At 67.5% G+C, this 21,232-nt stretch carries 19 protein-coding genes; 11 read left to right on the forward strand and 8 right to left on the reverse strand.

What is annotated here, in order from left to right; translation table 11 throughout:
* Positions 1–26: 26 nt before the first annotated feature.
* The 3 genes from NWE53_RS22355 to NWE53_RS22365 all read left to right on the forward strand — a co-directional run bounded on the left by NWE53_RS22355 (position 27) and on the right by NWE53_RS22365 (position 2,975).
* A complete protein-coding gene (locus tag NWE53_RS22355) occupies positions 27–809 on the forward strand; it encodes a transporter substrate-binding domain-containing protein (RefSeq protein ID WP_265051542.1) in 783 nt (260 codons plus the stop codon).
* 181 nt (positions 810–990) lie between these two features.
* Positions 991–2,034 carry a succinylglutamate desuccinylase/aspartoacylase family protein gene (locus tag NWE53_RS22360; protein ID WP_265051543.1) on the forward strand — a complete coding sequence of 348 codons (1,044 nt, stop codon included), beginning with the start codon at positions 991–993 and terminating at the stop codon, positions 2,032–2,034.
* The gene (locus NWE53_RS22365) at positions 2,031–2,975 is read left to right on the forward strand and encodes a threonine ammonia-lyase (RefSeq protein ID WP_265051544.1); all 945 of its coding nucleotides are present in this window, start codon (positions 2,031–2,033) and stop codon (positions 2,973–2,975) included. The genes NWE53_RS22360 and NWE53_RS22365 overlap by 4 nt, the downstream gene beginning before the upstream one ends.
* 206 nt (positions 2,976–3,181) lie before the next feature.
* Here NWE53_RS22365 and NWE53_RS22370 read toward each other — a convergent pair whose 3' ends face one another.
* From NWE53_RS22370 to NWE53_RS22390, 5 genes are all read right to left on the reverse strand, one after another.
* Positions 3,182–4,471 (reverse strand): four-carbon acid sugar kinase family protein, encoded by a 1,290-nt coding sequence (locus NWE53_RS22370; RefSeq protein WP_265051545.1) that lies wholly within the window; start codon positions 4,469–4,471, stop codon positions 3,182–3,184.
* Between the two features lie 5 nt (positions 4,472–4,476).
* Positions 4,477–5,760, reverse strand: a complete 1,284-nt coding sequence (locus NWE53_RS22375; RefSeq protein ID WP_442864878.1) for a ribulose-bisphosphate carboxylase large subunit family protein — start codon at positions 5,758–5,760, stop codon at positions 4,477–4,479.
* A 116-nt stretch (positions 5,761–5,876) separates the two neighbouring features.
* Positions 5,877–6,431 (reverse strand): VOC family protein, encoded by a 555-nt coding sequence (locus NWE53_RS22380; protein ID WP_265051547.1) that lies wholly within the window; start codon positions 6,429–6,431, stop codon positions 5,877–5,879.
* Positions 6,432–6,451: 20 nt separating this feature from the next.
* Positions 6,452–8,299, reverse strand: coding sequence for a TRAP transporter large permease (locus NWE53_RS22385; RefSeq protein WP_265054980.1), 1,848 nt, complete (start codon positions 8,297–8,299; stop codon positions 6,452–6,454).
* Between the two features lie 93 nt (positions 8,300–8,392).
* Entirely contained in the window at positions 8,393–9,409 is a 1,017-nt protein-coding gene (locus tag NWE53_RS22390; RefSeq protein ID WP_265051548.1) for a TRAP transporter substrate-binding protein, read from the reverse strand.
* Positions 9,410–9,527: 118 nt separating this feature from the next.
* Here NWE53_RS22390 and NWE53_RS22395 point away from each other — a divergent pair, with 118 nt between their 5' ends.
* Together NWE53_RS22395 and NWE53_RS22400 are read left to right on the forward strand one after the other, a co-directional pair.
* On the forward strand, positions 9,528–10,586 hold the full coding sequence (locus tag NWE53_RS22395; protein WP_265051549.1) for a LacI family DNA-binding transcriptional regulator: 1,059 nt from the start codon (positions 9,528–9,530) through the stop codon (positions 10,584–10,586).
* Between the two features lie 264 nt (positions 10,587–10,850).
* The gene (locus NWE53_RS22400) at positions 10,851–11,318 is read left to right on the forward strand and encodes an MmcB family DNA repair protein (protein WP_265051550.1); all 468 of its coding nucleotides are present in this window, start codon (positions 10,851–10,853) and stop codon (positions 11,316–11,318) included.
* On the opposite strand, the gene NWE53_RS22405 is transcribed toward NWE53_RS22400, so the two are convergent.
* Positions 11,310–12,275, reverse strand: coding sequence for a LysR family transcriptional regulator (locus NWE53_RS22405; RefSeq protein ID WP_265051551.1), 966 nt, complete (start codon positions 12,273–12,275; stop codon positions 11,310–11,312). The genes NWE53_RS22400 and NWE53_RS22405 overlap by 9 nt on opposite strands.
* 99 nt (positions 12,276–12,374) lie before the next feature.
* Between NWE53_RS22405 and NWE53_RS22410 the strand changes: the two genes are divergently transcribed.
* Positions 12,375–13,544 carry an MFS transporter gene (locus NWE53_RS22410; protein ID WP_265051552.1) on the forward strand — a complete coding sequence of 390 codons (1,170 nt, stop codon included), beginning with the start codon at positions 12,375–12,377 and terminating at the stop codon, positions 13,542–13,544.
* Positions 13,545–13,789: 245 nt separating this feature from the next.
* Here NWE53_RS22410 and NWE53_RS22415 read toward each other — a convergent pair whose 3' ends face one another.
* Both NWE53_RS22415 and NWE53_RS22420 read right to left on the reverse strand, forming a co-directional pair.
* Positions 13,790–14,356, reverse strand: coding sequence for an ActR/PrrA/RegA family redox response regulator transcription factor (locus NWE53_RS22415; RefSeq protein ID WP_265051553.1), 567 nt, complete (start codon positions 14,354–14,356; stop codon positions 13,790–13,792).
* 87 nt (positions 14,357–14,443) lie between these two features.
* On the reverse strand, positions 14,444–15,796 hold the full coding sequence (locus tag NWE53_RS22420) for an ActS/PrrB/RegB family redox-sensitive histidine kinase (protein ID WP_265051554.1): 1,353 nt from the start codon (positions 15,794–15,796) through the stop codon (positions 14,444–14,446).
* A gap of 179 nt (positions 15,797–15,975) precedes the next feature.
* Here NWE53_RS22420 and NWE53_RS22425 point away from each other — a divergent pair, with 179 nt between their 5' ends.
* The 5 genes from NWE53_RS22425 (at position 15,976) to NWE53_RS22445 (ending at position 21,227) form a co-directional block, all read left to right on the forward strand.
* On the forward strand, positions 15,976–17,277 hold the full coding sequence (locus tag NWE53_RS22425) for a polyhydroxyalkanoate depolymerase (RefSeq protein ID WP_265054981.1): 1,302 nt from the start codon (positions 15,976–15,978) through the stop codon (positions 17,275–17,277).
* Between the two features lie 44 nt (positions 17,278–17,321).
* Complete coding sequence (locus NWE53_RS22430) at positions 17,322–18,062, forward strand: M48 family metallopeptidase (protein WP_265051555.1); 741 nt, start codon at positions 17,322–17,324, stop codon at positions 18,060–18,062.
* Positions 18,063–18,155: 93 nt separating this feature from the next.
* Complete coding sequence (locus NWE53_RS22435) at positions 18,156–18,371, forward strand: hypothetical protein (RefSeq protein ID WP_265051556.1); 216 nt, start codon at positions 18,156–18,158, stop codon at positions 18,369–18,371.
* 174 nt (positions 18,372–18,545) lie between these two features.
* Positions 18,546–19,706 (forward strand): amidohydrolase, encoded by a 1,161-nt coding sequence (locus tag NWE53_RS22440; protein WP_265051557.1) that lies wholly within the window; start codon positions 18,546–18,548, stop codon positions 19,704–19,706.
* A 12-nt stretch (positions 19,707–19,718) separates the two neighbouring features.
* Positions 19,719–21,227, forward strand: a complete 1,509-nt coding sequence (locus NWE53_RS22445; RefSeq protein WP_265051558.1) for a serine hydrolase domain-containing protein — start codon at positions 19,719–19,721, stop codon at positions 21,225–21,227.
* Positions 21,228–21,232 lie beyond the last annotated feature (5 nt).

The following is a 21,232-nucleotide window of genomic DNA, read 5'->3' on the forward strand; positions in this document are numbered from 1 at the left end:
CGACATCAACGAGGGGAGAGAAGACGATGCGTTCACTGTTCGCAGGTTTAGCCGCCCTGGCCGTCGCCGCCTTCGGCGCCGCCGAGGCCAAGGCCGACAAGCTCCAGGACATCCTGTCCAAGGGCGTCGTGCGCATCGGCGTGCCGCTCGACGCGCCGCCCTTCGGCGCCCAGGATGCGGACCGCAAGCCGATCGGCTTCGACATCGAGATGGCGGAGATGGTTGCCAAGGGTCTCGGCGTGAAGCTCGAGATGCAGCAGATCACCGGCGCCAACCGCATCCCGTTCCTGCTGACCGACAAGGTCGACATCGTCATCTCGGTGATGGGCCTGACCCCGGAGCGCGCCAAGCAGATCCAGTTCACCGCGCCCTACGCGAACACCTTCCTGGCGGTCTACGGCGCCAAGAATTCGACGGTGAGCAGCCCGGAGACGATCGGCTCCGCCCGCGTCGCCGCCGCCAAGGGCACGACGCAGGAGCTCGCCATCTCGGCCTCCGCGCCGAAGGCCAGCCTGATGCGCACCGAGGACGATGCCACGGCCGCTGCCGCCTACATCACCGGTCAGGCCGATCTGCTCGCCACCAACTCGATCGTGGCGCAGGCGCTCGCCAAGCAGAACCCGAACAAGGAGTTCGAGCGCAAATTCGTCATCCGCCGCAGCCCGGCCCATATGGGCGTGCAGATGGACCAGCATAACCTGGTGCGCTGGCTCGACGGCTTCATCTTCTTCAACGCGATGAACGGCGAGCTCGACCGGCTCCACCGGAAGTATCTGGACATTCCGATGGACCCGCTGCCGACGCTGTAGTCGAGCCGACATCCGTCATTCTCGGGCGAAGCGTAGCGAAGACCCGAGAATTTCCTGACCAGAAGGCGCTGGTCGGCGCCTCACTCGGCCGGAGATGCTCGGGGTTAGCCCGAGCATGACGGCTTGTCTCGTGCCTCTCCTTCCTGGGGAGGCTTCCAAGCCACGTCTCATCGAGCCCGCCATGACCAGTTCCTCGCGCCCCAAGCCCGCCCCGCGCCCGTCCAGCGCCTTCCTCACCGTCGATCTCGACCGGGAGGGCAAGCAAGCCGGCTTCCTCATGATCCCGCATTCGCCGCATGACGATGCCTGGGGCGTGACGCGCGTGCCCATCGCCGTGATCAAGAACGGCACCGGCCCGACCGTGATCATGGAAGGCGGCAACCATGGCGACGAATATGAGGGGCCGATCACGATCTGCGACCTGATCCGCGATCTCGATCCCGGACGTGTCCAGGGCCGGCTCATCCTGATGCCGGCGAACAATGTCCATGCCGTCGTCGCCGGTCAGCGCACCTCGCCGGTCGACGGGCTGAACTTCAACCGCACGTTCCCGGGCGATCCGCGCGGCACCATCACCCAGCAGATCTCGGCCTTCGTCAGCGACCACATCCTGCCGATCGGCGACGCCTTCCTCGACCTGCATTCCGGCGGCTCCTCGCTGGAGATCATCCCGAGCGCCATCGTCGAGCCGACCGACGATCCCGCCCTGCACAAGCGCAATGTCGCAGCGGTGCAGGCCTTCGACGCGCCGATGATCGTCGTCATCAGCAATCTGGGCGAGCCGCGCACCGCGACTGCCGCCGCCTGCCGGGCCGGGCTCGTCACGGTCGGTACGGAGATGGCCGGCGGCGGTACGGTCTCGCTCGACGCGCTCCAGGTCTGCCGGCGCGGTGTGTCCAATGTGCTGGATCATCTCGGCGTCGTCGTCCGGGAGAAGCCCGAGCCGAAGCGCGGCGATGGCCAGATCCTCGAACTGCCCGGCATCTCGGCTTACGTCTATGCGACGGCGGACGGCATCTTCGAGCCGTTCCACGCCAACGGCACGAAGGTCAGCGCCGGCGAGCCGGCCGGCCGCATCCATTGCACCTGGGACCCGACCCGTCCGCCCGAGACGCTGCATTACGCCGCCGACGGCATCCTCTACGGCCGGCGCCAGCCGGGGCGGGTGAAGCCGGGCAATTGCTGCCTCATCGTCGCGGCGCCCTATCGCGGAACCCTGTCATGATCGCGCTCGACGACATCCGCGCCGCCCGCCAGCGGATCGCGCCGCATATCCGCCGCACCCCGACGCTGCCCTATGCCAAGACGCGCGGCACCGATTTCGGCGGCGACGTCACGCTGAAGCTTGAGCTGCTGCAGGCGGCCGGCTCCTTCAAGGCGCGCGGCGCGATGAACCGGCTGCTGACCCTGTCGAAGGACGAGCTGGCGCGCGGCGTCGTCACGGCCTCGGGCGGCAATCACGGCCTCGCCATCGCCCGCTCGGCCCATGTGCTCGGCGTGCCCGCGACCATCTTCCTGCCGTCCAATGCCGCGCCGGACAAGATCGCCAAGCTGCGCGACTGGGGCGCGGACGTCCATATCGTCGGCGACATCTGGGACGACGCCAATGCGGCCGCGCTCGCCCATGCCGCCAAGACCGGCGCGACCTATGCCCATCCCTTCAGCGATCCGGTCGTCGTGGCGGGGCAGGGTACGCTCGGCCTCGATATCCTCGACGACATGCCTGATGTCGACGTCGTCCTCGTCGCCATCGGCGGCGGCGGATTGATCACCGGCCTCTCGACGGCGGTGAAGGCGCTGCGGCCGCAGACCAGCATCATCGGCATCGAGCCGGTGGGATCGCCGACGCTGCATGCCTGCCTCGCCGCCGGCCGCCTCGTCGCGCTCGACAAGCTGGAGACCCGCGTCGCCACCATGTCCTGCCGCCAGACCGATCAGGCGATCTATGAAGCGACGGCCCGCAATGTCGACGAGATCGTGCTGGTGACCGATGGCGAGATGGAGCAGGCGGCGAAGTCGCTCTGGTTCGAATTCGGCATCGCGGCAGATTTGTCGGGCGCGGCGGCGCTGGCGGCGCTCCAGTCCGGGCGAGTCGCGCTCACCGCCGGAACGAAAGTCTGCGCGCTGGTCTGCGGCGCCGGCACCGATGGCTGCCTGCCGGGTTAGGTTGCGTTGAATTTGCACGGAACCACGGCGTCATTCCGGGGCAGGCCGCAGGCCTGAGCCCGGAACCCAGAACCGATACCGTCATGAATTCGAGCGCTGGCCCGACTGTGCCTTTTCGTGAAAACGGCATCGATTCTGGGTTCCGGGCTCTTCGCTGCAGCGAAGCCCCGGAATGACGGAGCAGTTCCGAGGGAAATCAGCTCGCTTCAGCCGACTTCCGCGCGTGCCTCGTCGTTGAAGAAGCCCGGCGGACCCATCTGCCCACCCTTCAGCACGATCTCGAGTCCATCGAGGCGCGGATAGTTGGAATGAGCACGGCAGAGCGGCGCGCCGGGAACGCACGGCCCGCGATAGGACAAGCCCCATATCGGCAGTGATCGGATCGCCATGGTCGAGGTATCGCCGCCCGCGACGATGAGCCGGCCGAGATCGGTCTCGGCGATGATTGCCGAGAGCAATGCCCCAGTTGCTTTGGCAACCGCGCCGGCTGCGGTCGGAGCACCCGCGGGCTGTTCCGTCACCAACATCACATCGCGCTTAGCTAGTTTTGACAGGGCGGCTGCGCGCAACTCCGCAGCATAGCTCTCGTCCGATAGCAGCCGCCCGGCATCGACGGGCAGCATCGCATAGCCTCTTGCGGCTTCGACCTGCGCGCGCGTCACCGGCGACAGGCTGCCGACGAGGGCGAGGGCCGGGCCCGACCCGCGACGCTTCGCATCCGGATGAGGTGCGACAGCCAGCTCCCTCTCGTGCCCAGCCGCGAAGGCGCGCGCGACCGAGCTGGCTCCCACAGCGAGCATCGGACCATTCCCCAGCGAGGACGCAAGCAACCCACCGATCGCCGCGAGATCGGCTTCGGTCGCGACGTCGAAGAGAATGGCGGGCTTTCCGTCCGAGAGTGCATGGGACAATGCGGCCGAGCCATGGGCATAAGCGCGGTAATCGACGAGGCCGATATCTTCGAGCCCCTGCGCGGCGAGGTGCCGGCGCAGATCGGCTTCCGCCATCGGCGTCACCGGGTGGCGGCTCATGGTCGGGTGCCGGTCGATGCGGTGGATCGTGCCGTCGCCGCCCGCCGCGAACAGGTTCCCGAACAGACAGAAGCGCCCGAGATTGGGCTGGCCCCCGAGAATCGGCACCAGCGGGTTCGGAAAGAAGGGCCTCAGTGCCGTAACCGCCGCGCCGATGCTGCCGACGTCAGGCGCACTGTCGAAGGTCGAACAGCATTTGTAATGCATCAGCCCGACGCCGAGCCCGGCGAAGAAGCGCCCGATCTCCGTCAGTTCCGCCGTGATCGCTTTCGGCGCCATGGCCCGGCTCGCCCCGGCGATGCCGATCGCATCGAGCGGGCCGGCAGCGGTTAGTTGCGCCTCATTCGGCTGCCGCAGGAAGAGCAGGGCGCGGAAACCACGCTCGGCCAGCGTCGCCAGCGTATCGGTCGAGCCGGTGAAATCGTCGCCGTACCAGCCGTAGAGAGGCGTCTGCGTTGCACTCACGGCCGCTAGCCTGCCTTGCCGCCGAAGGTGTCGAGCGCCTGCTGCAATTCCGGATGCGCGCGCGCCGCCTCCGTGACGGGCGTGCCTTCCGCCACGGCGGTCCAGGCCTGCCGGATACTGGCGACGCCGGCCTTCGGCCCGCCGGGATGGGCGAGGATGCCGCCGCCGGCCATGAACAGCAGGTCGTCATGGCCGATCGCATCCCAGGTCGGTTGCGCCGTACCCGCCCATTGGCCCGAGGAGAAGGCCGGCATCACCCGGTCGTCGGCGCCATCGGTCAGTGGCGTCACGCAATCCCGGGCGGAGGTCACGACCTCCTCGTCCTCCTGCGCGAATTTACCCTGCAGGCCGTGGACATGCATGTGATCGACACCGGCCAACCGCCACAGCACCTGATAGGCCTGGAAGCCGATGCCGAGCAGCGGATGGCGCGAGAAGGCGCCATAGCCGTTGCGGTGTCCATGCAAAACGAGGTCGGTCGAGCGGCGCAAGGTTTCGATCGCGGAGAAGCCGCACCAGTTCAGACTCGCCATCACGCAGGAACCGCCCTCGCGCGCGACGAGGTCGGCATGACGGCGCATCGCATCGGTCTCGTCGGTGATGTTGAAGGCGACCATGACATGCTTGCCGGTCCGGTCCTGATGCCGGCGCACCGCCGCCATCACGGCGGGAATGCGCTCGGCAAGGGGCGCATGCACCGGGTCGGCGGAAATCTCGTCGTCCTTGATGAAGTCGAGCCCGGCCTCGCACAGGCTGGCGACGAGTTCGGCCGTTTGCGCGGTGCTCAGGCCAACATTCGGCTTGATGATCGAGCCGACGAGCGGGCCTTTCGCCGCTTCAGTCAGCCGGCGCGTGCCGGCGATGCCCTGTGCCGGCATCGGGAAACGCCGCCGGTACGACCAGGGCAACGAAATGCTTTCGAGCCGGAGCCCCGTGACCTCGCCGAGATCATAGAGGTTGCCGGCTACGACGGCGGCCAATGTCGCGAGATTGGCGCCGACATTGTCGACCGGGAAGGAAATGGTGACGCGTGCCCGCCGCCACGGCCCGCCGACGCCTTTGCGGGTGAGCCAGGCATTGGGCAGGCTGGGCTCTGCCGCGGATTCCAGCTCCTCGATCCGCGTGACGGTGGCGCGCGCCCGCTCGCGCAACTCGTCGGTCTCGCCGGCGACGCGGGCGAAGGTGCCGCAGGACTGCTCGCCCGCCATCACCTCCGCGACCTCTGCCGGGTCGAGCGGGGTCTCGATGAGGTAGGTGGCTTCGAAGCGGTTGTCGGTCATCGGACGCATCCAGGCCGTTCATAAGGCGTCATTCTCGGGCTCGACCCGAGAATCTCATGACCAGAGGGCGCTGGTTTCCGAGATGCTCGGGTCAAGCCCGAGCATGACGCAATGCAATTGCGGACTCACGCCGCAGCAGCGGCGAGCTTGCTCAGATCCGGGAAGGGCCGGACCGGCTCCTTGCCGTCCCAGGTTTCCGATGCCTCGCGGATCAGCCGGAACATCTCGCCCTTGGGGCCGGCGACCTCCGACAATTCGATCACGGTGCCCGGATGGTAATGCGTGTCGAAATAGACGAAGCGGCCGCGCTCGCCGACCTCGCCTGACATCACCGGCTTGAAGCCCTCGGCAACAAGCCGTTCCAGATCGGCGTCGTAGTCCGAGGTCCAGTAGGCGACATGCTGCAGGCCGGTCAGCCCCGCATCGGTGAAGTCCTTGTACATCGACGGCACGGCGTTGCGGCACTGGATCAATTCGATCTGGAGCGGGCCGGAGTTGGCCAGCGCCACCGAGTTGTGCGGCTCGTAGGTCTCGCCCTTGTAGCGGTAATTCCTGATCGGGACCTTCGGGTTGTAGAAGAACGGCCCGACGCCCAGCACGCGGCTCCAATAGTCCATGGCCGCCTCGATGTCGGGGACGACATAGCCGGCCTGACGGATCTGGCCAAAGAAGCGGCTCATGGGCGTTGCTTTCTCAAATATCAGGTTCGGAGGAAGCCGATGGAGATCCACGGCACGGCAGCGACGACAAGAAGGCCAAGGAGCAGGGCGAGGATGTAGCCCCAGATGTATTTCAGGCCTTCGTCGGGGTTGATCTTGCTGATCGCGCAGGCGCCGTAATAGCCGACGCCGAAGGGCGGGGCGAAAAGCCCGATGCCCATCGCGAAGATCACGACCATCGAGTAGTGCACCTCGTGCACGCCGACCTGCTTGGCGATCGGGAAGACCAGGGGCCCGAACAGCACGATCGCCGGGATGCCCTCGAGCACACTGCCGAGGATGGTGAAGGCGACGATCGAGACGCCGAGGAAGCCCCAGCTTCCGCCGGGCACGGCCGCCATCACCTGCGCGAGGTCGCGCGAGAAGCCGGATTGCGTCAGTCCCCAGGCCATGGCGGTGGCGCAGCCGATGATGAAGATGATCGCGCCGGTCAGCGAAGCCGTCTCGACCAGCATGCGCGGCAGGCGGCGCCAGTCGAACTGGCGGTAGAGCAGGATGCCGGCCAGCACCGCATAGGCGATGCCGATGGTCGAGACCTCCGTGGCGGTGGCGACGCCCTCGACCACCGCGGCGCGGATGACGAAGGGGAGCGCGATGGCCGGGGCCGCGATCAGGGCGAGCTTGGCGATCTCGCGGCGGGAGAAGCGCGTGACGTTGCTGAGGTCCTCGCCGCGGCAGCGCCACCAGACGACGAAGCAGAGCGCCGCGCCCAGCACCACCGCCGGCAGCATGCCGCCGGTGAACAGCGCCGCGATCGAGACGCCGGTCACCGAGCCGATGGTGATCAACACGATCGAGGGCGGGATCGTCTCGGTCTGCGCGCCGGTCGCCGAGAGCAGGGCGACGAGATCGCCGGGCTTGGCGCCGCGCTTCTTCATCTCGGGGAACAGCACCGGGGCGATGGCCGCCATGTCGGCGATCTTCGAGCCGGAAATGCCGGAGACCAGATACATCGCGCCGACCAGCACATAGGACAGGCCGCCGCGGACATGGCCGAGCAGGCTCGCCAGGAACTGGATCATCGCCTTGGCCATGCCCGTCATCTCGATGAGAGCGCCGAGGAAGATGAAGAGCGGCACGGCGAGCAGGATCAGGTGGCTCATGCCCTCGTCGAGGCGGCCGACCATGACGAGCATCGGCGTCGAGGTGGTGCAGGCGAGGTAGCCGAAGGTCGCGAGCGCGAAGGAGAAGGCGATCGGCACGCCCGAGAAGACGTTGAGCGCGACGACGCCGACGAAGAAGACGATCAGGTTGAGCTTGCCGAGAGGCTTCAGCGCCGGCCCGGCAAGCCAGAACAGCAGCACGAGCAGCGCGGTCAGGCCGATCGCGAGCAGCGCCGGCTTCAGCGAGGAAAAGCGCAGCAGCCGGCAGCCCGCCGCGATCAGCATCAGCCCGACGCCGACCGGGATCGCCGCCGCCCGCCAGGCATTGCTGATCTCCAGCGCCGGGGTGACGATGAAGTTCTCCTCCTCGGCATATTCGATCGCATGCGGGATGATCAGCAGCAGGAAGGCGATCGAGGCGGTGATCGCGACCGCCTCCAGCAGCGCCCGCGTCTGCGGCGAGACGCGGCTGACGAGGCCGGTCATGCGCATATGCTCGCCGCGCCTGAGCGCCACGACCGCGCCGAGCATCGAGAGCCATAGGAACAGGATCGAGGCGAGCTCGTCCGACCAGACCAGCGGCGCGTGGAAGACGTAGCGCGCCGTCACGCCCGCCCCAAGGATGATGATCTCGACCAGCACCAGCACCGCCGCCACCGCCTCGACCAGCCCGCCCAGCGTGCGGTCGAGATGGTTGGCGAAGCGGCCGAGCCCGGTCGCGGGCATGGCGGCAGCAGCGGGAAGGGTCGCGCTGTGAACATCCATCGGGGCGTTTCCTGTCTTATGCGTTTGGGCGCCTTATAGGCTCGCCCGCACGCCTCAGGCCAGCTTGCCGACGGCGCCTTCGAGGAGGCCCCAGGCCTCCGCTCCGAAGCGCTCCTGCCACTCCTTGTAGAAGCCGGCGTCGCGCAGCTTGGCGCGGAAGGAATCCGGGTCCGTCTTGTTGAAGGCGAGGCCCTTCGACTGGAGATCGGCCTGCACGGTTTCGTTGAGCTTCTTGATGTCGCCGCGCTGGGCGACGCCGGCATCGTTGATCGCCCCGGCGACGATCGTCTGGATGTCGGCCGGCAGGCCGCGCCAGGCGCGCCCGTTGGCGATGAACCAGAAGCCGTCCCAGATATGGTTCGAGACGGCGCAGCTCTTCTGCACCTCGTAGAGCTTGGCGACCTGGATGATCGGCAGCGGGTTCTCCTGCGCGTCGACGACCTTGGTCTGAAGCGCCGAGTAGACCTCCGAGAACTGCAGGCTAGCCGGAGCGGCGTCGAGCGCCTTGAACATCGAGATCGAGAGCGGGCTCACCGGCACGCGGATCTTCAAGCCGGCCATTTCCTTGGCCGATTCGATCGCCTTGCCCGAGGTGGTCATCTGCCGGAAGCCGTTGTCCCACATCTTCTCGAAGGCAAAGAGGTTCACCTTCGAGATGGCCTCGCGCACATGGGCGCCGAGCTTGCCGTCCATCGCCTTCCAGACCTGGTCGTAATCGGCGAAGGCGAAGCCGACGGCATTGATCGCCGCGACCGGCACCAGCGTCGCGATCACCAGCGCCGAGGGCGTGAAGAAGGTGATGCCGCCATTGCGCACCTGGCTCAGCATGTCGGTATCGCCGCCGAGCTGGTTGTTCGGGAAGATCTTGACCTCGACGCGCCCGTTGGTCTCCTTCGCGACGCGCTCGGCCGCCTCCTGGGCGCGGATGTTGAGCGGATGGCTGAGCGGCAGGTTGTTGCCGTATTTCAGCTCGATCTCGGCGGCGCGCGCGATATGCGGCATGGCGATGAGCGAGGCGGCGGGGGCGGCGGCGAGCGTGCGCAGCACCGTGCGGCGCGTGAAATTCGTCATGATGGTCCTCCCGGTATCGCTGATGCGATTTGATTGATTGAGGTCTTCTTGCCTCAAGAGTAGAAAACAGGAATGATGGTCGTCAAACTCAATTCTTGATGCTTTTTGATGTAATCTCATGGATGATTTGAAGACGGCAGACGGGCTGCAACGTCGCCGGATGGCGCGCATCGCCGATGTGGCGGCGCTCTCGGGTGCCTCGACTGCGACGGTCGACAGGGTGCTCAACCAGCGTCCCGGCGTGCGCGCCGCCACGGTCCAGCGCGTGCTCAAGGCGGCGAGCGATCTCGGCTACGTGCTCGATCCCGGCCTGCCGGCGCAGGCGCTGACGCCGATGCGGCTCGCTTTCCTGCTCCCGGCCGGCAGCAACCGTTTCCTCGCCATGCTCGGGCGCCACATCGCCGGCGCGCAGGACCAGCTCGCTTCCTTCAACATGCGCGCCCGCGTCGAGTTCATCGAGAGCTTCAAGCCGGAACTGCTGGCACAGCAGCTCCGGCAGGTTGGGCGCGATGTCGACGGCATCGCCTTCATGGCGCTGGAGCATCCGGCGGTGCGCGAGGCGGTGAACGACCTCGCCGAGCGCGGCGTACCGGCCGTGACCCTGATCTCCGACGTCGCCAATTCGCGCCGCGCCGCCTATGTCGGGCTCGACAACCGCTCGGCCGGGCGCACGGCCGGTTCTCTCGTCGCCCGCTTCATCGGCCGGCGCCCGGCCAAGGTCGCAATGATCGCCGGCAGCCTGAGCTACCGCGCCCATGAGGAGCGCGAGATGGGCTTCCTGCACCTCTTCGAAGAGCTGTTTCCGCAGATCGAGGTGGTCGGGCTGCGCGAGGGGCTCGACGACGAAGGGCGCAACTACCGGCAGGCCAAATCCCTGCTCGGCCAGTATCCCACCCTCGCCGGCATCTACAATATCGGCGGCGGGCCCGAGGGCATCGCCCGCGCCCTGAAGGAGGTCGGGCGCCAGCGGGAGGTCGTCTTCGTCGGCCATGGCCTGACCACGGAAACCCGCACGCTCCTGCTCGACGGCACGATGGATGCCGTCATCACCCAGCATCCGCATGCGGTGCTGATGAGCTGTATCGCGATCTTCGCCAATCTGCGCGCTGGCCGCCCCGCTGTCGAAGGCACCGCTGCGCCCAGCATCGAGATCATCCTGCGCGAGAACCTGCCGTGAGAGCCAGAGTAATCGCTTCGGATTGCAGTCTCGCCGCTTTGATCTTGAGCAAGTCCGGACCCACTTCCACGCGTCATTCCGGACAAGCCGCGAAGCGGCGCCGATCCGGAATCCATCGTAGAACTCAGCGGCCTATGATGGATTCCGGCGCTCCGCTTCGCTCCGGCCGGAATGACGGTGGCGGTAAGTCAAGCTGAAGCAATGGTCCTGTCCTGAGAGCGGCTTGGACTTGCAATTTCGGAAACAAAGAGGGAACATGATGGCATGTCCCTTTCGGATTCCGTTCTCAATCCGCCGCCGGCGCGGCCCGATATCACGCGTATCGTCTGTCGCGGCGCGGCCCGGCATCTGCGCGAGCGCGGCTACGCCATCGTCAAGGAGATGACCTTCGCGAATGGCCGGCGTGGCGACATCGTCGCCCTGTCGCCCTCGGGCGAGCTCTGGGTCGTCGAGGTCAAGTCAGGCATCGCGGACTACCGCGTCGACGGTAAATGGCCGGATTATCGCGACTATTGCGACGGCTTCCTCTTCGCGGTCGCGCCGGAGTTCCCGCGCGAGATCCTGCCCGAGGATGTCGGCTTGATCGTCGCCGATGCCTATGGCGGCGAATTGCTGCGCGAGCCGCCGCGCCATCCCTTGAGCCCCGCGCGCCGCAAGATGCTGACCATCGCGCTCGCGCGGCTTGCGTCGATGAGGCTCGCGCTGATCGAGGACCCGGTCGGTTCAGACTGAGGCAGCCTCTCGCGCTGACTCGGCTGGGGCGGGCTCCAGCGGCCTGGCAAAGCGGCGCAGGTCGATCTCGGCGACCAGAAAATCGATGAAGGCGCGCACGCGGGCCGGCAGCCGGCCGCCATGGCCGACATAAACGACGTGGATCTCCTCGACATCGCCGGGATTGAAGGCCTCGAGAACCGGAACGAGCCGCCCGGCGGAGATGTCGTCGGCGATGTGGAAGAGCGAAAGCCGGGTCAGCCCTTGGCCGGCAAGCGCGAGTTCGCGCGCGCTCTCCCCGTCGCCGACCGTGGTGCGTCCGCGGGCGGGGAAATCGCCGCGCTTGCCGTCGATCGCGAAGGGCCAGGAATCGCTGTGCCGTGTGAAATTGAAGGTGACGAGGTCGTGCTTGGCGAGTTCGTCGGGATGGGCTGGAGCGGCGCGCGCTGCCAGATAGCTTGGCGCCGCGACCACCGCCATGCGGCTTTCGCCGAGCTTGCGCGCCACGAGCTGCGACGAGCGCAGTGGCCCGACGCGGATGGCGACATCGGCGCGTTCGTCCACCAGATCGACCACTGCATCGGCGAGCGTGATGTCGAGCTGCACCCCGGGATGACCGGCTGCAAAGCGCGGCACCAGCGGCAACAGGAAATGCCGGCCGAAGGGAACGTTGGTGTTGACCCGGAGCCGCCCGCGCGGGATCTGGCAGGCGGCGACGGCGCGCTCGGCCTCGTCGAGGTCGGCGAGCACCCGCAGCGTCCGATCATGGAAGGTCGTGCCCTCCTCGGTCAGCATGAATTTGCGGGTCGAGCGGACGATCAGCCTGACGCCGAGCCGCGCCTCCAGCCGGGCGACGAGCTTGCTGACCGCCGAGGGCGTCATCCTCAGCGCGCGTGCAGCCGGCGAGAAGCCGCTCAGCTCGACGACGCGGGCGAAAACCTCCATCTCGCCGGAGCGGTTGATCTCGGAGCGCGGCATCGTGAATTCAACTCACAATTGCTGATCGTTACCGCAGTCTAATTCACAGGCGCTCGCGGCGCTATCTCCGGGCCCGAACCAGTTCCCCGGAGGCATCTCATGCCCATTGCCCTTTATGCTCTCACCGTCGGTGCCTTCGGCATCGGCGTCACCGAATTCGTGATCATGGGCCTGCTGCTGCAGGTTTCCAGCGATCTCGGCGTCAGCATCCCGCTCGCGGGCCTGTTGATGACCGGCTATGCGCTCGGCGTATTCGTCGGCGCCCCCGTCCTGACGATCGCCACCCGCTCCCTGCCGCGCAAGACGACGCTGCTGGTACTGATGGCGATCTTCACCCTCGGCAACCTCGCCGCCGCGCTGGCCCCGAGCTTCGGCTGGCTGATGTCGGCCCGCATCGTAACGGCGCTGGCGCACGGCACCTTCTTCGGCGTCGGCTCGCTCGTCGCCACCAGCCTGGTCGCGCCGGAGCGCAAGGCGTCCGCCATCGCGCTGATGTTCACGGGCCTGACGCTCGCCACCCTGCTCGGCGTGCCGTTCGGCTCCTGGCTCGGCCTCGCTTTCGGCTGGCGCTCGACCTTCTGGGCCGTGACCGCCATCGGCCTCGTCGCCTTCGTCGTCCTTGCCGTGTTCGTTCCGGCAGACCGCGAGCGCGTCGTTCCCGGCTCGCTCGCGGAGGAGTTCAAGGTGCTGACCCGGCCGCAGGTCCAGCTCGGCCTGATCATGACCGTGCTCGGCTTCGGCGGCATCTTCGCGGTCTTCACCTTCATCCAGCCGATCCTCATCGAGCTCGCCGGCTTCAGCGAGGCGGCCGTCTCGCCGATCCTCCTCGTCTTCGGTGGCGGCCTCGTCGTCGGAAACCTGCTCGGCGGGCGCTGGGCGGACAAGGCTCTGGCGCCGGCACTGATCGGCTCGATCGCGCTGATGACCGTTGTGATGTTCGCCTCGAGCTTCGGGTTCCACAGCCAGATCGGCGCGGTCATCGCGGCATTCGCGCTGGGCGCAGCCGCCTTCGCCACCGTCGCGCCGCTGCAGATGTGGGTGCTTCAGCAAGCAGGCGGAGCCGGACGGGGCCTGGCGTCGAGCCTGAACATCGCCGCCTTCAACCTCGGCAATGCCTTCGGCGCCTGGCTCGGCGGCTTGGTCATCACGCAGGGGCTGGGCTATGGCGCCATCGCACCGGTCGCGGCTGTCGTGCCGCTGGTGGCGCTGGGCCTGGCCGTCTTCGCCGTCGCGCTCGAACGGCGCACGGCCCGGGCAGTTACGGCCTGAGTGTTCTGCTTCGTGGAAATAGCGAGAGTATGTTGATCGTGCGTGGGAAACACGCCGTCATCCCGGGCGGCCGAAGGTCGACCCGGGATCCATTACAGAGCCCAGTTCCCTACGATTGATCCCGGATCGGCGCGGCTTCGCCGCTTGTCCGGGATGACGGAGAGGTTCCAGGTCAAATCAGCATGTTAGAAGCAAAAGAAAGCCCGCCGGATTCATCTTCCGGCGGGCTTTTCCGTATCGGGACGTCAGCGCGGGGCGCGCTTGGCCAGGATGCGCTGCAGCGTGCGTCGGTGCATGCCGAGACGGCGTGCCGTCTCCGAGACGTTGCGGCTGCATAGCTCGTAGACGCGCTGGATATGCTCCCAGCGGACACGGTCGGCCGACATCGGGTTTTCCGGCGGTTGCGGCCGGGCATCGCGCGAGGCGGCGAGAGCCGCGTGGATCTCGTCGGCATCTGCCGGCTTGGCCAGGAAATCGAAGGCGCCGAGCTTCACGGCGCTGACGGCGGTGGCGATGTTGCCGTAACCCGTCAGCACCACGCCGCGCGCATCCGGCCGGCGTTCCTTGAGGCGGGCGATCACGTCGAGCCCATTGCCGTCCCCGAGCCTGAGATCGATCACGGCGAAGGCGGGCGCGGCTTCTTCCACGGCTGCGAGCCCGGCCGCGACGCTGTCTGCTGTGCGGACCGCATAGCCGCGGCCTTCCATGGCGCGTGCGAGACGGGTGAGGAAGGGTTTGTCGTCGTCGACCAACAGAAGGGACATGTCCGCATGGGCATCAGCCCTGTCGGTTTCGCTCGGCGCATCCTGCATCATCGTCTCCTGACCGCTTGTCCATGCGCGCTGCGGTGGCGCGAAGTGTGGTTTCGAACAGCCGGTCGCAGGCCCGCGGGCCTCCGATCAGCTAAGCTCATGTAATGCCGATGCTTCCGGCTTGGTACCCCCTAGGGTCGGCAGATCCGCTTCAAAAATGTCGCGGGGCCAGACGATGCGGATCGAGGCGCCGCTCGCCGGGGCCGCCCGGTTCGAGAATTCCAGCGTCGCGCCGCCACGCTCCAGCAGCGTCTTGGCGATGAAGAGCCCCAGGCCAAGGCCGCCGCCCGCGCGGTTTTCACCGCCGCCGCGCGAAAGATAGGGCTCGCCCGCGCGCATCAGCACGTCCGGCGGGAAGCCCGGCCCGTCATCGGAAATGGTGAGCACGACGCGGCTTTGGCTCCATTCGGCCGCGATCGTCACGGTCGAGCTGGCGAAATCGACCGCGTTGTCGACGATGTTGCCGAGGCCATAGATCATGCCGGGATTGCGCCGGCAGACCGGCTCCGGCTTGTCGCCGGTCATGGTGATCTCGAAGGGAACGCCGAAGGGCCGCTGCGGCCCGGCAGCCTCCTCGATCAGCAGCCGGAGCGTCAGCTGGTCGAGCGGGCCGGCATCGTCGTCCTGCAGGCTGGAGAGCTTACCGAGGATGCCGCGGCAGCGCTCGACCTGCTCGCGCAGCAGCGCGATGTCCTCGGCCATCTCGCCATCGGGCGGGGCGAGACGGGTGAGTTCGCGGGCGACCAGCGCGATGGTGCCGAGCGGGGTGCCAAGCTCATGGGCGGCGGCGGCGGCGAGCCCGTCGAGCTGGGAGAGATGCTGCTCGCGCGCCAGCACCAGCTCGGTGGCGGCGAGCGCGTCCGAGAGGTCGCGCGCTTCCTTGGCGACGCGCCAGGCATAGATGCCGGTGAAGGCGAGGCCGAGCACGAGCGCGACCCAGTTGCCGAGCTGGTAGAAGGGCGGCAGAACCGGTCGGTCCGCGCCGGCCCAGGGCAGGGGCAGGTGGAAGCGGCTGAGCAGCGTCGCGAGCACCATCGCCAGCAGGCCGAGCAGCAATGTGCGGTGCGGCGGCAGGGCCGTCGCCGAGATCATCACCGGCGCCAGGAACAGGATCGCAAACGGGTTCTGCAGGCCGCCGGTCATGTAGAGCAGGGCGGCGAGCTGGGCGATGTCGAAGCCGAGCAGCGCCGTCGCGGGGCCGTCCTTCAGCCGATGGCTGAGCGGAAAGCGGATGCGCAGGGCGATGTTCAGCGAGGCCGAGACGGCGATGACGATGAAGCACCAGCCGAAGGGCAGAGAGAAGCCGAGGCCGAAATGCACGCCGGCGACCGCGACGCTCTGCCCGACGATGGCGAGCCAGCGCAGCCTGACCAGCGTGTCGAGCCGCAAATGGCGGCCCGTGCGGGCGAGCAGCGGGGCCGAGAGATCCGAGACACTCACTGGCGATCGGCCTTCTCAGCGGCTTCCAGCGGGCGCGGAAATAAGGGGTTCATCCACATGGCAGGAGAATCTTAGCCTTTAGCCGGGTTGAATGAGAACAAAATCAACGTAAGGTGCGTTGTTGCGACGCATCATCTTTTGTTGCGCCGCCGGAAGGACATCGCATGTACGGGGCCACCATGTCGTTTGCCTATCATGCCTATGAAGCGGTTCACATGATGGTGAGCCCGGTCCGGGGTGTTTCCGATGCGATGCATCTGGCTTTCAAGAACCCGGCCAATCCGCTGACCTACACGTCGTTCGGGCGCTCGGTCGCGGCCTCCTGCGAATTGTTCGAGCGCGTGACGCGCCGCTACGGCAAGCCGGCCTTCGGGCTCGACGAGACCACGATCAACGGCGTCAAGGTGCTGGTCGAGGAGCGGGTGGTCTGGGAGCGGCCGTTCTGCAAGCTCGTCTATTTCGACCGCAAGATTCAGGGCCGGCGCAAGCCGCAGCCGAAGGTCCTGCTGGTGGCGCCGATGTCGGGCCACTACGCCACGCTGCTGCGCGGCACGGTCGAGGCCTTCCTGCCCGGCCATGAGGTCTACATCACCGACTGGGTGGATGCGCGCCTCGTGCCCATGGCCGCCGGCCGGTTCGATCTCGACGACTACATCGACTACGTCATCGGTATGCTCCAGACGCTGGGTCCGGATACCCATGTCATGGCGATCTGCCAGCCCTCCGTCCCGGTCATCGCCGCCGTGGCGCGCATGGAGGCCGAGGCCGATCCCTGTGCACCGCGTTCGATGACGCTGATGGGCGGCCCGATCGACACCCGGCGCTCGCCGACGGCGGTCAACCAGCTCGCCATGGAGCGCGGCACCGACTGGTTCCGCCGCAACTGCATCACGGTGGTGCCGTTCCCGCATATGGGCGCGTTCCGGCAGGTCTATCCCGGCTTCATGCAGCTCTCGGGCTTCATGGCGATGAACATGGACCGCCATGTCACCGCCCATTACGACATGTTCAAGCATCTCGTCGGCGGCGACGGCGATTCCGCCGAGAAGCACCGCGAGTTCTACGACGAATATCTCGCGGTCATGGACCTGACGGCGGAGTTCTACCTGCAGACCGTCGACACCGTCTTCGTCCAGCATGCCCTGCCCAAGGGCGAGATGATGCATCGCGACAAGCCGGTCGATCTCAAGGCGATCCGCAGGGTCGCGCTGATGACGGTCGAGGGCGAGAATGACGACATCTCCGGGGTCGGCCAGACCAAGGCGGCGCATGATCTGTGCGTCAACATTCCCGCCGAGAAGCGCGTTCACTACCTCCAGCCGAAGGTCGGCCATTACGGCGTCTTCAACGGCTCGCGCTTCCGCTCTGAGATTCAGCCGCGCATCTCCGACTTCATGGTCAGCCTCGACATGGAGGCCGCCAAGGACCGCCGGAACGATAGCGCGACCGAGCAGCGCAAGGCTCTGAAGGTCGTCGGCTGACAGCCACTTCCCCATCGCCTGCGAATCCCGCACAATCGCGGGCGATGCGCATCTCCCTGTTCAGGCGCCAGCCGGACCCCGACCGGATCGAGGTCGTGCATGCCGGGACGCGCTATCCCGTCCTGGTCAAGCGCCGCGCCACGGCGCGGCGGATGACGTTGCGCGTCTCGCAGGCGAACGGCGAGATCACCCTGACATTGCCCGAGCGCGCCGACTTTGCCGCCGGGCGCGCCTTCGCCGAGAATCATGGCGGCTGGATCGCGGCACGCGTCGCCAAGCGCCCGCTCGCCGTGCCGTTCGAGCCCGGCCATGCCGTTCCGCTGCGCGGCGTGCCGCATCGCATCGTCCACTGGTCGAAGGCGCGCGGGCTGACGCAGGCGACGCAGGACAAGGACGGCGCGCCGATCATCGCGGTCGCGGGCGAGGGCGCCCATGTGTCGCGCCGGGTCAAGGATTTCCTGCGGCGCCTCGCGCTCGAGGATCTGGAGAAGGCTGTGCGCCGCCATACAGCGGCGCTGGGCATCCCCGCGCGCAAGATCACCATCCGCGACACCACGAGCCGCTGGGGCTCCTGTTCCTCGCAGGGCCATCTCAACTTCTCCTGGCGGCTGATTCTCGCGCCTCCCTCCGTGCTCGATTATCTCGCAGCCCATGAGGTGGCGCATCTCAAGGAGATGAACCACTCGCATCGCTTCTGGGCGCTGACCCACAAGCTTTGCCCCCATACGGAAGAGGCCGAGGCCTGGCTGAAGCGCCATGGCGCCAGCCTTCACGGCTATGGTTGACGCGGCGTGCCGGCCGCAATTCCGCCGTTAACCACTTTCTGAAGTCTCACCCCGCACAGTGAAGGCCGATTCGGCTTCAGTGTGAGTATGCCTATGGGTCAGGTCATCGCGTTCCGCCGCCTGCAACAGTCTTCCGCCCCCAGCGAGCCAGCGCTCGGCCTGATGTCGGCGGTCGATTTCGCGCTCCGCGACCTTGTGGAAATCATGCCCCACATCGCTCTCGATACTGCTCGCGAGCAGGCCGAGGCCTGTCGCGCCATGCTGGCGCAGGCCTTCGACGCCGAGGTCGAGGCCGAACTCGGCGGCTGACACCGCCCCGCGCATGCCGCCCCCGGCGATGATGCGGGTTGTCGAAGCGGATGAATTGTCGAACCTCTCCCGAAAGAGCCGGCGATCGTGCCGGCTCCGGCATTCGGACCGAAAAGTGGAGCCCACTTTCCGGGAAAATCCGATGCAATGAAAATACGCCCGGGAGGCTCATCCGTGTTCCTGACCAACAGCGATATGGTCGATCTCGTCGATCTCAGACATCGGCTGCACCGGCGGCCGGAGATCTCGGGCGAGGAAGGCGAGACCGCCGCCACCATCGTCGAATTCCTCAAGCCGACACAGCCCGACCGCATCGTCACGGAGCTGGGCGGCCATGGCGTCGCCGCGATCTATGAGGGCGCCGAGCCCGGCCCGACGGTGATGATCCGCGCCGAGCTGGACGCGCTGCCGATCGAGGAGCTCTCGACCAGCGACCATCGCTCCGAAATTCCCGGAAAGGGCCATCTCTGCGGCCATGACGGCCATATGACCATTCTTGCCGGCCTGGCGCGCGGGCTGCAGCGCAATCCGCCGAAGCGCGGCCGCGCCATCCTGCTGTTCCAGCCCGCGGAGGAGACCGGCGCGGGCGCCGCAGCCGTCATCGCCGATCCGAAATTCGACGAGATCGTGCCGGACTACGCCTTCTCCCTGCACAACCGGCCGGGAATTCCCGTCGGCCACACGCGCATCTCGGAAGGCGCGGCCAATTGCGCCTCGCGCGGCCTGAAGATCGTCCTCAACGGCGAGACCACGCATGCCTCGACGCCGGAGCATGGCCGTTCGCCGGCTCCCGCCATCGCGCGCTTGATCCCGGAATTGACGGTGCTCGGGCCGGGCGGCGCGCTCGATGCGAATTTCGCGCTCGCCACCGTCACCCATGCGGGGATCGGCGAGCCGGCCTTCGGCATCGCGCCCGGCCGCGGCGAGCTCTGGGTGACGCTGCGCACCGTCAACGACGCGCAGATGGGCGCGCTCTGCGAAAAGGCCGAGGCTCTGGTGCGCGAGGTCGCGGAGGCCGGCGGGCTCGAAGCCGAACTGAGCTATCACGACATCTTCCACCATTGCGAGAACGAGCCGGAGGCGGTGGCGATGCTGCGCCGGGCGATGGACGAGGAAAAGGTGCCGCACGGCCCGACGAAACCGTCGCGCGGCTCCGAGGATTTCGGCCTGTTCGGCGGCAAGTCCAAATCGGCAATGTTCCTGCTCGGGTCTGGCGACACTGCGAATCTGCACAATCCGGATTTCGATTTCCCGGATGACGCCATCGACACGGGCGCGCGCGTCTTCATGCGGGCGCTGCGCAATCTGCTCGGCGAAGCCCGGCCGCAAGGCTGAGAGGGCAGGCGCATGGCTCCGGACTGGATGCGCGCCGCCGCGCGTGCGAACGAGATCGTTGCGAACTGGCAGCGCGACGCCGGGCCCGGCGGCGCGGTCGTCCTGTTCGATCGCGACGGGGTGCGTGAGGCTTTCGCCGGCGGCCTCGCCAGCATCGACCACAACCTGCCCTTCACGCCGCAGACGCCGAACCGCTTCGCCTCGATCAGCAAGCATCTGCTGGCGATCGCGCTGCTGCGCGAAGGCGTGCCGCTCGATGCGCCGCTCGGCCGCTGGCTGACCGAGCTGCCCAAGCCGCTGGCCGAGGTCGAACTCGGCCGCGCCCTCGACATGACCGGCGGCCTGCCTGACATGATGGAGGCCTTCTGGCAGCAGGGCGTGCCTTTCACGGCGACGCTCAGCGCCGAGGAAATATACGCGCTCGCCTGCCGGTTTCCGTCGCTGAGCGCGGCTCCTGGCACCGAGATGGCCTATTCCAATACGGGCTGGCGGCTGGGCCAGCGCATCCTGGAGCTGATCACGGGCAGGCCCTACAGGGACATCGTCGCCGAGCTGTCCGGTGATCTCGGCCTCTCCTTCCGCCTGCCCTATGACGCGGCCGAGATCGTGCCCGGCCTCGCCACGGGCTATTGGCGTGACGGCGAAAGCTGGCGGCGCGGCCATTACGGTTTCCACTTCTCCGCCTCCGGCGGCATCGCCGGCTCCGCCGCCGATCTCGCCGGCTGGGCCTCCGCCCTGCTCGCGGGGCGCGGGCCGCTCGCCGGCATGCTGGAGCGCCTGACGGCACCGCGCCATTTCTCTGACGGAAGCGAGAGCGTCTATCGGCTCGGGCTGGTCTGCAGCCGCCTCGGGGCAACCGAAATCGTCGGCCATGGCGGCTCGCTGACCGGCTATCGCAACCATATGCTGATAGCGCCGGCTCTGGGCGTCGGCGTGGTCGTCCTGACCAATCGCGAGGAGGAGGCGCTCTGGCCCGCCCTGACGGTCCTCGCCGCCCTGCTCGGACAGGAAATGCCTGCGGCGGCGAAGGCGCCGACCGGGTTGTTCGTGGCCGACGAAGGCCCGTTCTGGGCCGAGCTGACGCCGGATTCGATCAGTTTCATGGGTGGCTATGAGCGCCTCGTCGAGGACGGCGATGGTGGCCTGCGCAGCCTGCCCGTCTATCTCGACATCCGTCTGAAGCAGGACGGGGACGACAGGCTCACCGGCCTGATCGGCGGCGTACGGCGCTCGCTCCGGCGGGTGCCGGCGGATACGGCGCTTGATGAACGGCTGGTCGGGCGCTGGCGCGATCCGGGCTTCGGCACCGAGATCGAGATCCGGGCGGGCGGCACCGCCCTGATGCCCTGGCCTTCTGGTGGAACGGTCTCGCGTTTGATGCCGCTGCCGAACGGCCGGGCGCTGGCCGATCTGCTTCACGGCCCCTGGCGCTCGCGGCCCTGCCTCTGGCTCGATGCCGATCGCGGCTTGCGGGTGGCCGGGCACCGGGCAAGGATCCTGCAAATGAACCGCGTCGGCTAGGGCGG

The organism is Bosea sp. NBC_00550 (assembly GCF_026020075.1).
GTDB lineage: Bacteria > Pseudomonadota > Alphaproteobacteria > Rhizobiales > Beijerinckiaceae > Allobosea.

What these genes read in the sequence shown, in the direction of transcription:
- NWE53_RS22355 (WP_265051542.1), top strand. Translation starts at nt 27, where the DNA reads ATGCGTTCACTGTTCGCAGGTTTAGCCGCCCTGGCCGTCGCCGCCTTC.
- NWE53_RS22360 (WP_265051543.1), top strand. Translation starts at nt 991, where the DNA reads ATGACCAGTTCCTCGCGCCCCAAGCCCGCCCCGCGCCCGTCCAGCGCC.
- NWE53_RS22365 (WP_265051544.1), top strand. Translation starts at nt 2,031, where the DNA reads ATGATCGCGCTCGACGACATCCGCGCCGCCCGCCAGCGGATCGCGCCG.
- NWE53_RS22375 (WP_442864878.1), bottom strand. Translation starts at nt 5,760, where the DNA reads ATGCGTCCGATGACCGACAACCGCTTCGAAGCCACCTACCTCATCGAG.
- NWE53_RS22380 (WP_265051547.1), bottom strand. Translation starts at nt 6,431, where the DNA reads ATGAGCCGCTTCTTTGGCCAGATCCGTCAGGCCGGCTATGTCGTCCCC.
- NWE53_RS22385 (WP_265054980.1), bottom strand. Translation starts at nt 8,299, where the DNA reads ATGCCCGCGACCGGGCTCGGCCGCTTCGCCAACCATCTCGACCGCACG.
- NWE53_RS22390 (WP_265051548.1), bottom strand. Translation starts at nt 9,409, where the DNA reads ATGACGAATTTCACGCGCCGCACGGTGCTGCGCACGCTCGCCGCCGCC.
- NWE53_RS22395 (WP_265051549.1), top strand. Translation starts at nt 9,528, where the DNA reads ATGGATGATTTGAAGACGGCAGACGGGCTGCAACGTCGCCGGATGGCG.
- NWE53_RS22400 (WP_265051550.1), top strand. Translation starts at nt 10,851, where the DNA reads ATGTCCCTTTCGGATTCCGTTCTCAATCCGCCGCCGGCGCGGCCCGAT.
- NWE53_RS22405 (WP_265051551.1), bottom strand. Translation starts at nt 12,275, where the DNA reads ATGCCGCGCTCCGAGATCAACCGCTCCGGCGAGATGGAGGTTTTCGCC.
- NWE53_RS22410 (WP_265051552.1), top strand. Translation starts at nt 12,375, where the DNA reads ATGCCCATTGCCCTTTATGCTCTCACCGTCGGTGCCTTCGGCATCGGC.
- NWE53_RS22415 (WP_265051553.1), bottom strand. Translation starts at nt 14,356, where the DNA reads ATGCAGGATGCGCCGAGCGAAACCGACAGGGCTGATGCCCATGCGGAC.
- NWE53_RS22425 (WP_265054981.1), top strand. Translation starts at nt 15,976, where the DNA reads ATGTCGTTTGCCTATCATGCCTATGAAGCGGTTCACATGATGGTGAGC.
- NWE53_RS22430 (WP_265051555.1), top strand. Translation starts at nt 17,322, where the DNA reads ATGCGCATCTCCCTGTTCAGGCGCCAGCCGGACCCCGACCGGATCGAG.
- NWE53_RS22435 (WP_265051556.1), top strand. Translation starts at nt 18,156, where the DNA reads ATGGGTCAGGTCATCGCGTTCCGCCGCCTGCAACAGTCTTCCGCCCCC.
- NWE53_RS22445 (WP_265051558.1), top strand. Translation starts at nt 19,719, where the DNA reads ATGGCTCCGGACTGGATGCGCGCCGCCGCGCGTGCGAACGAGATCGTT.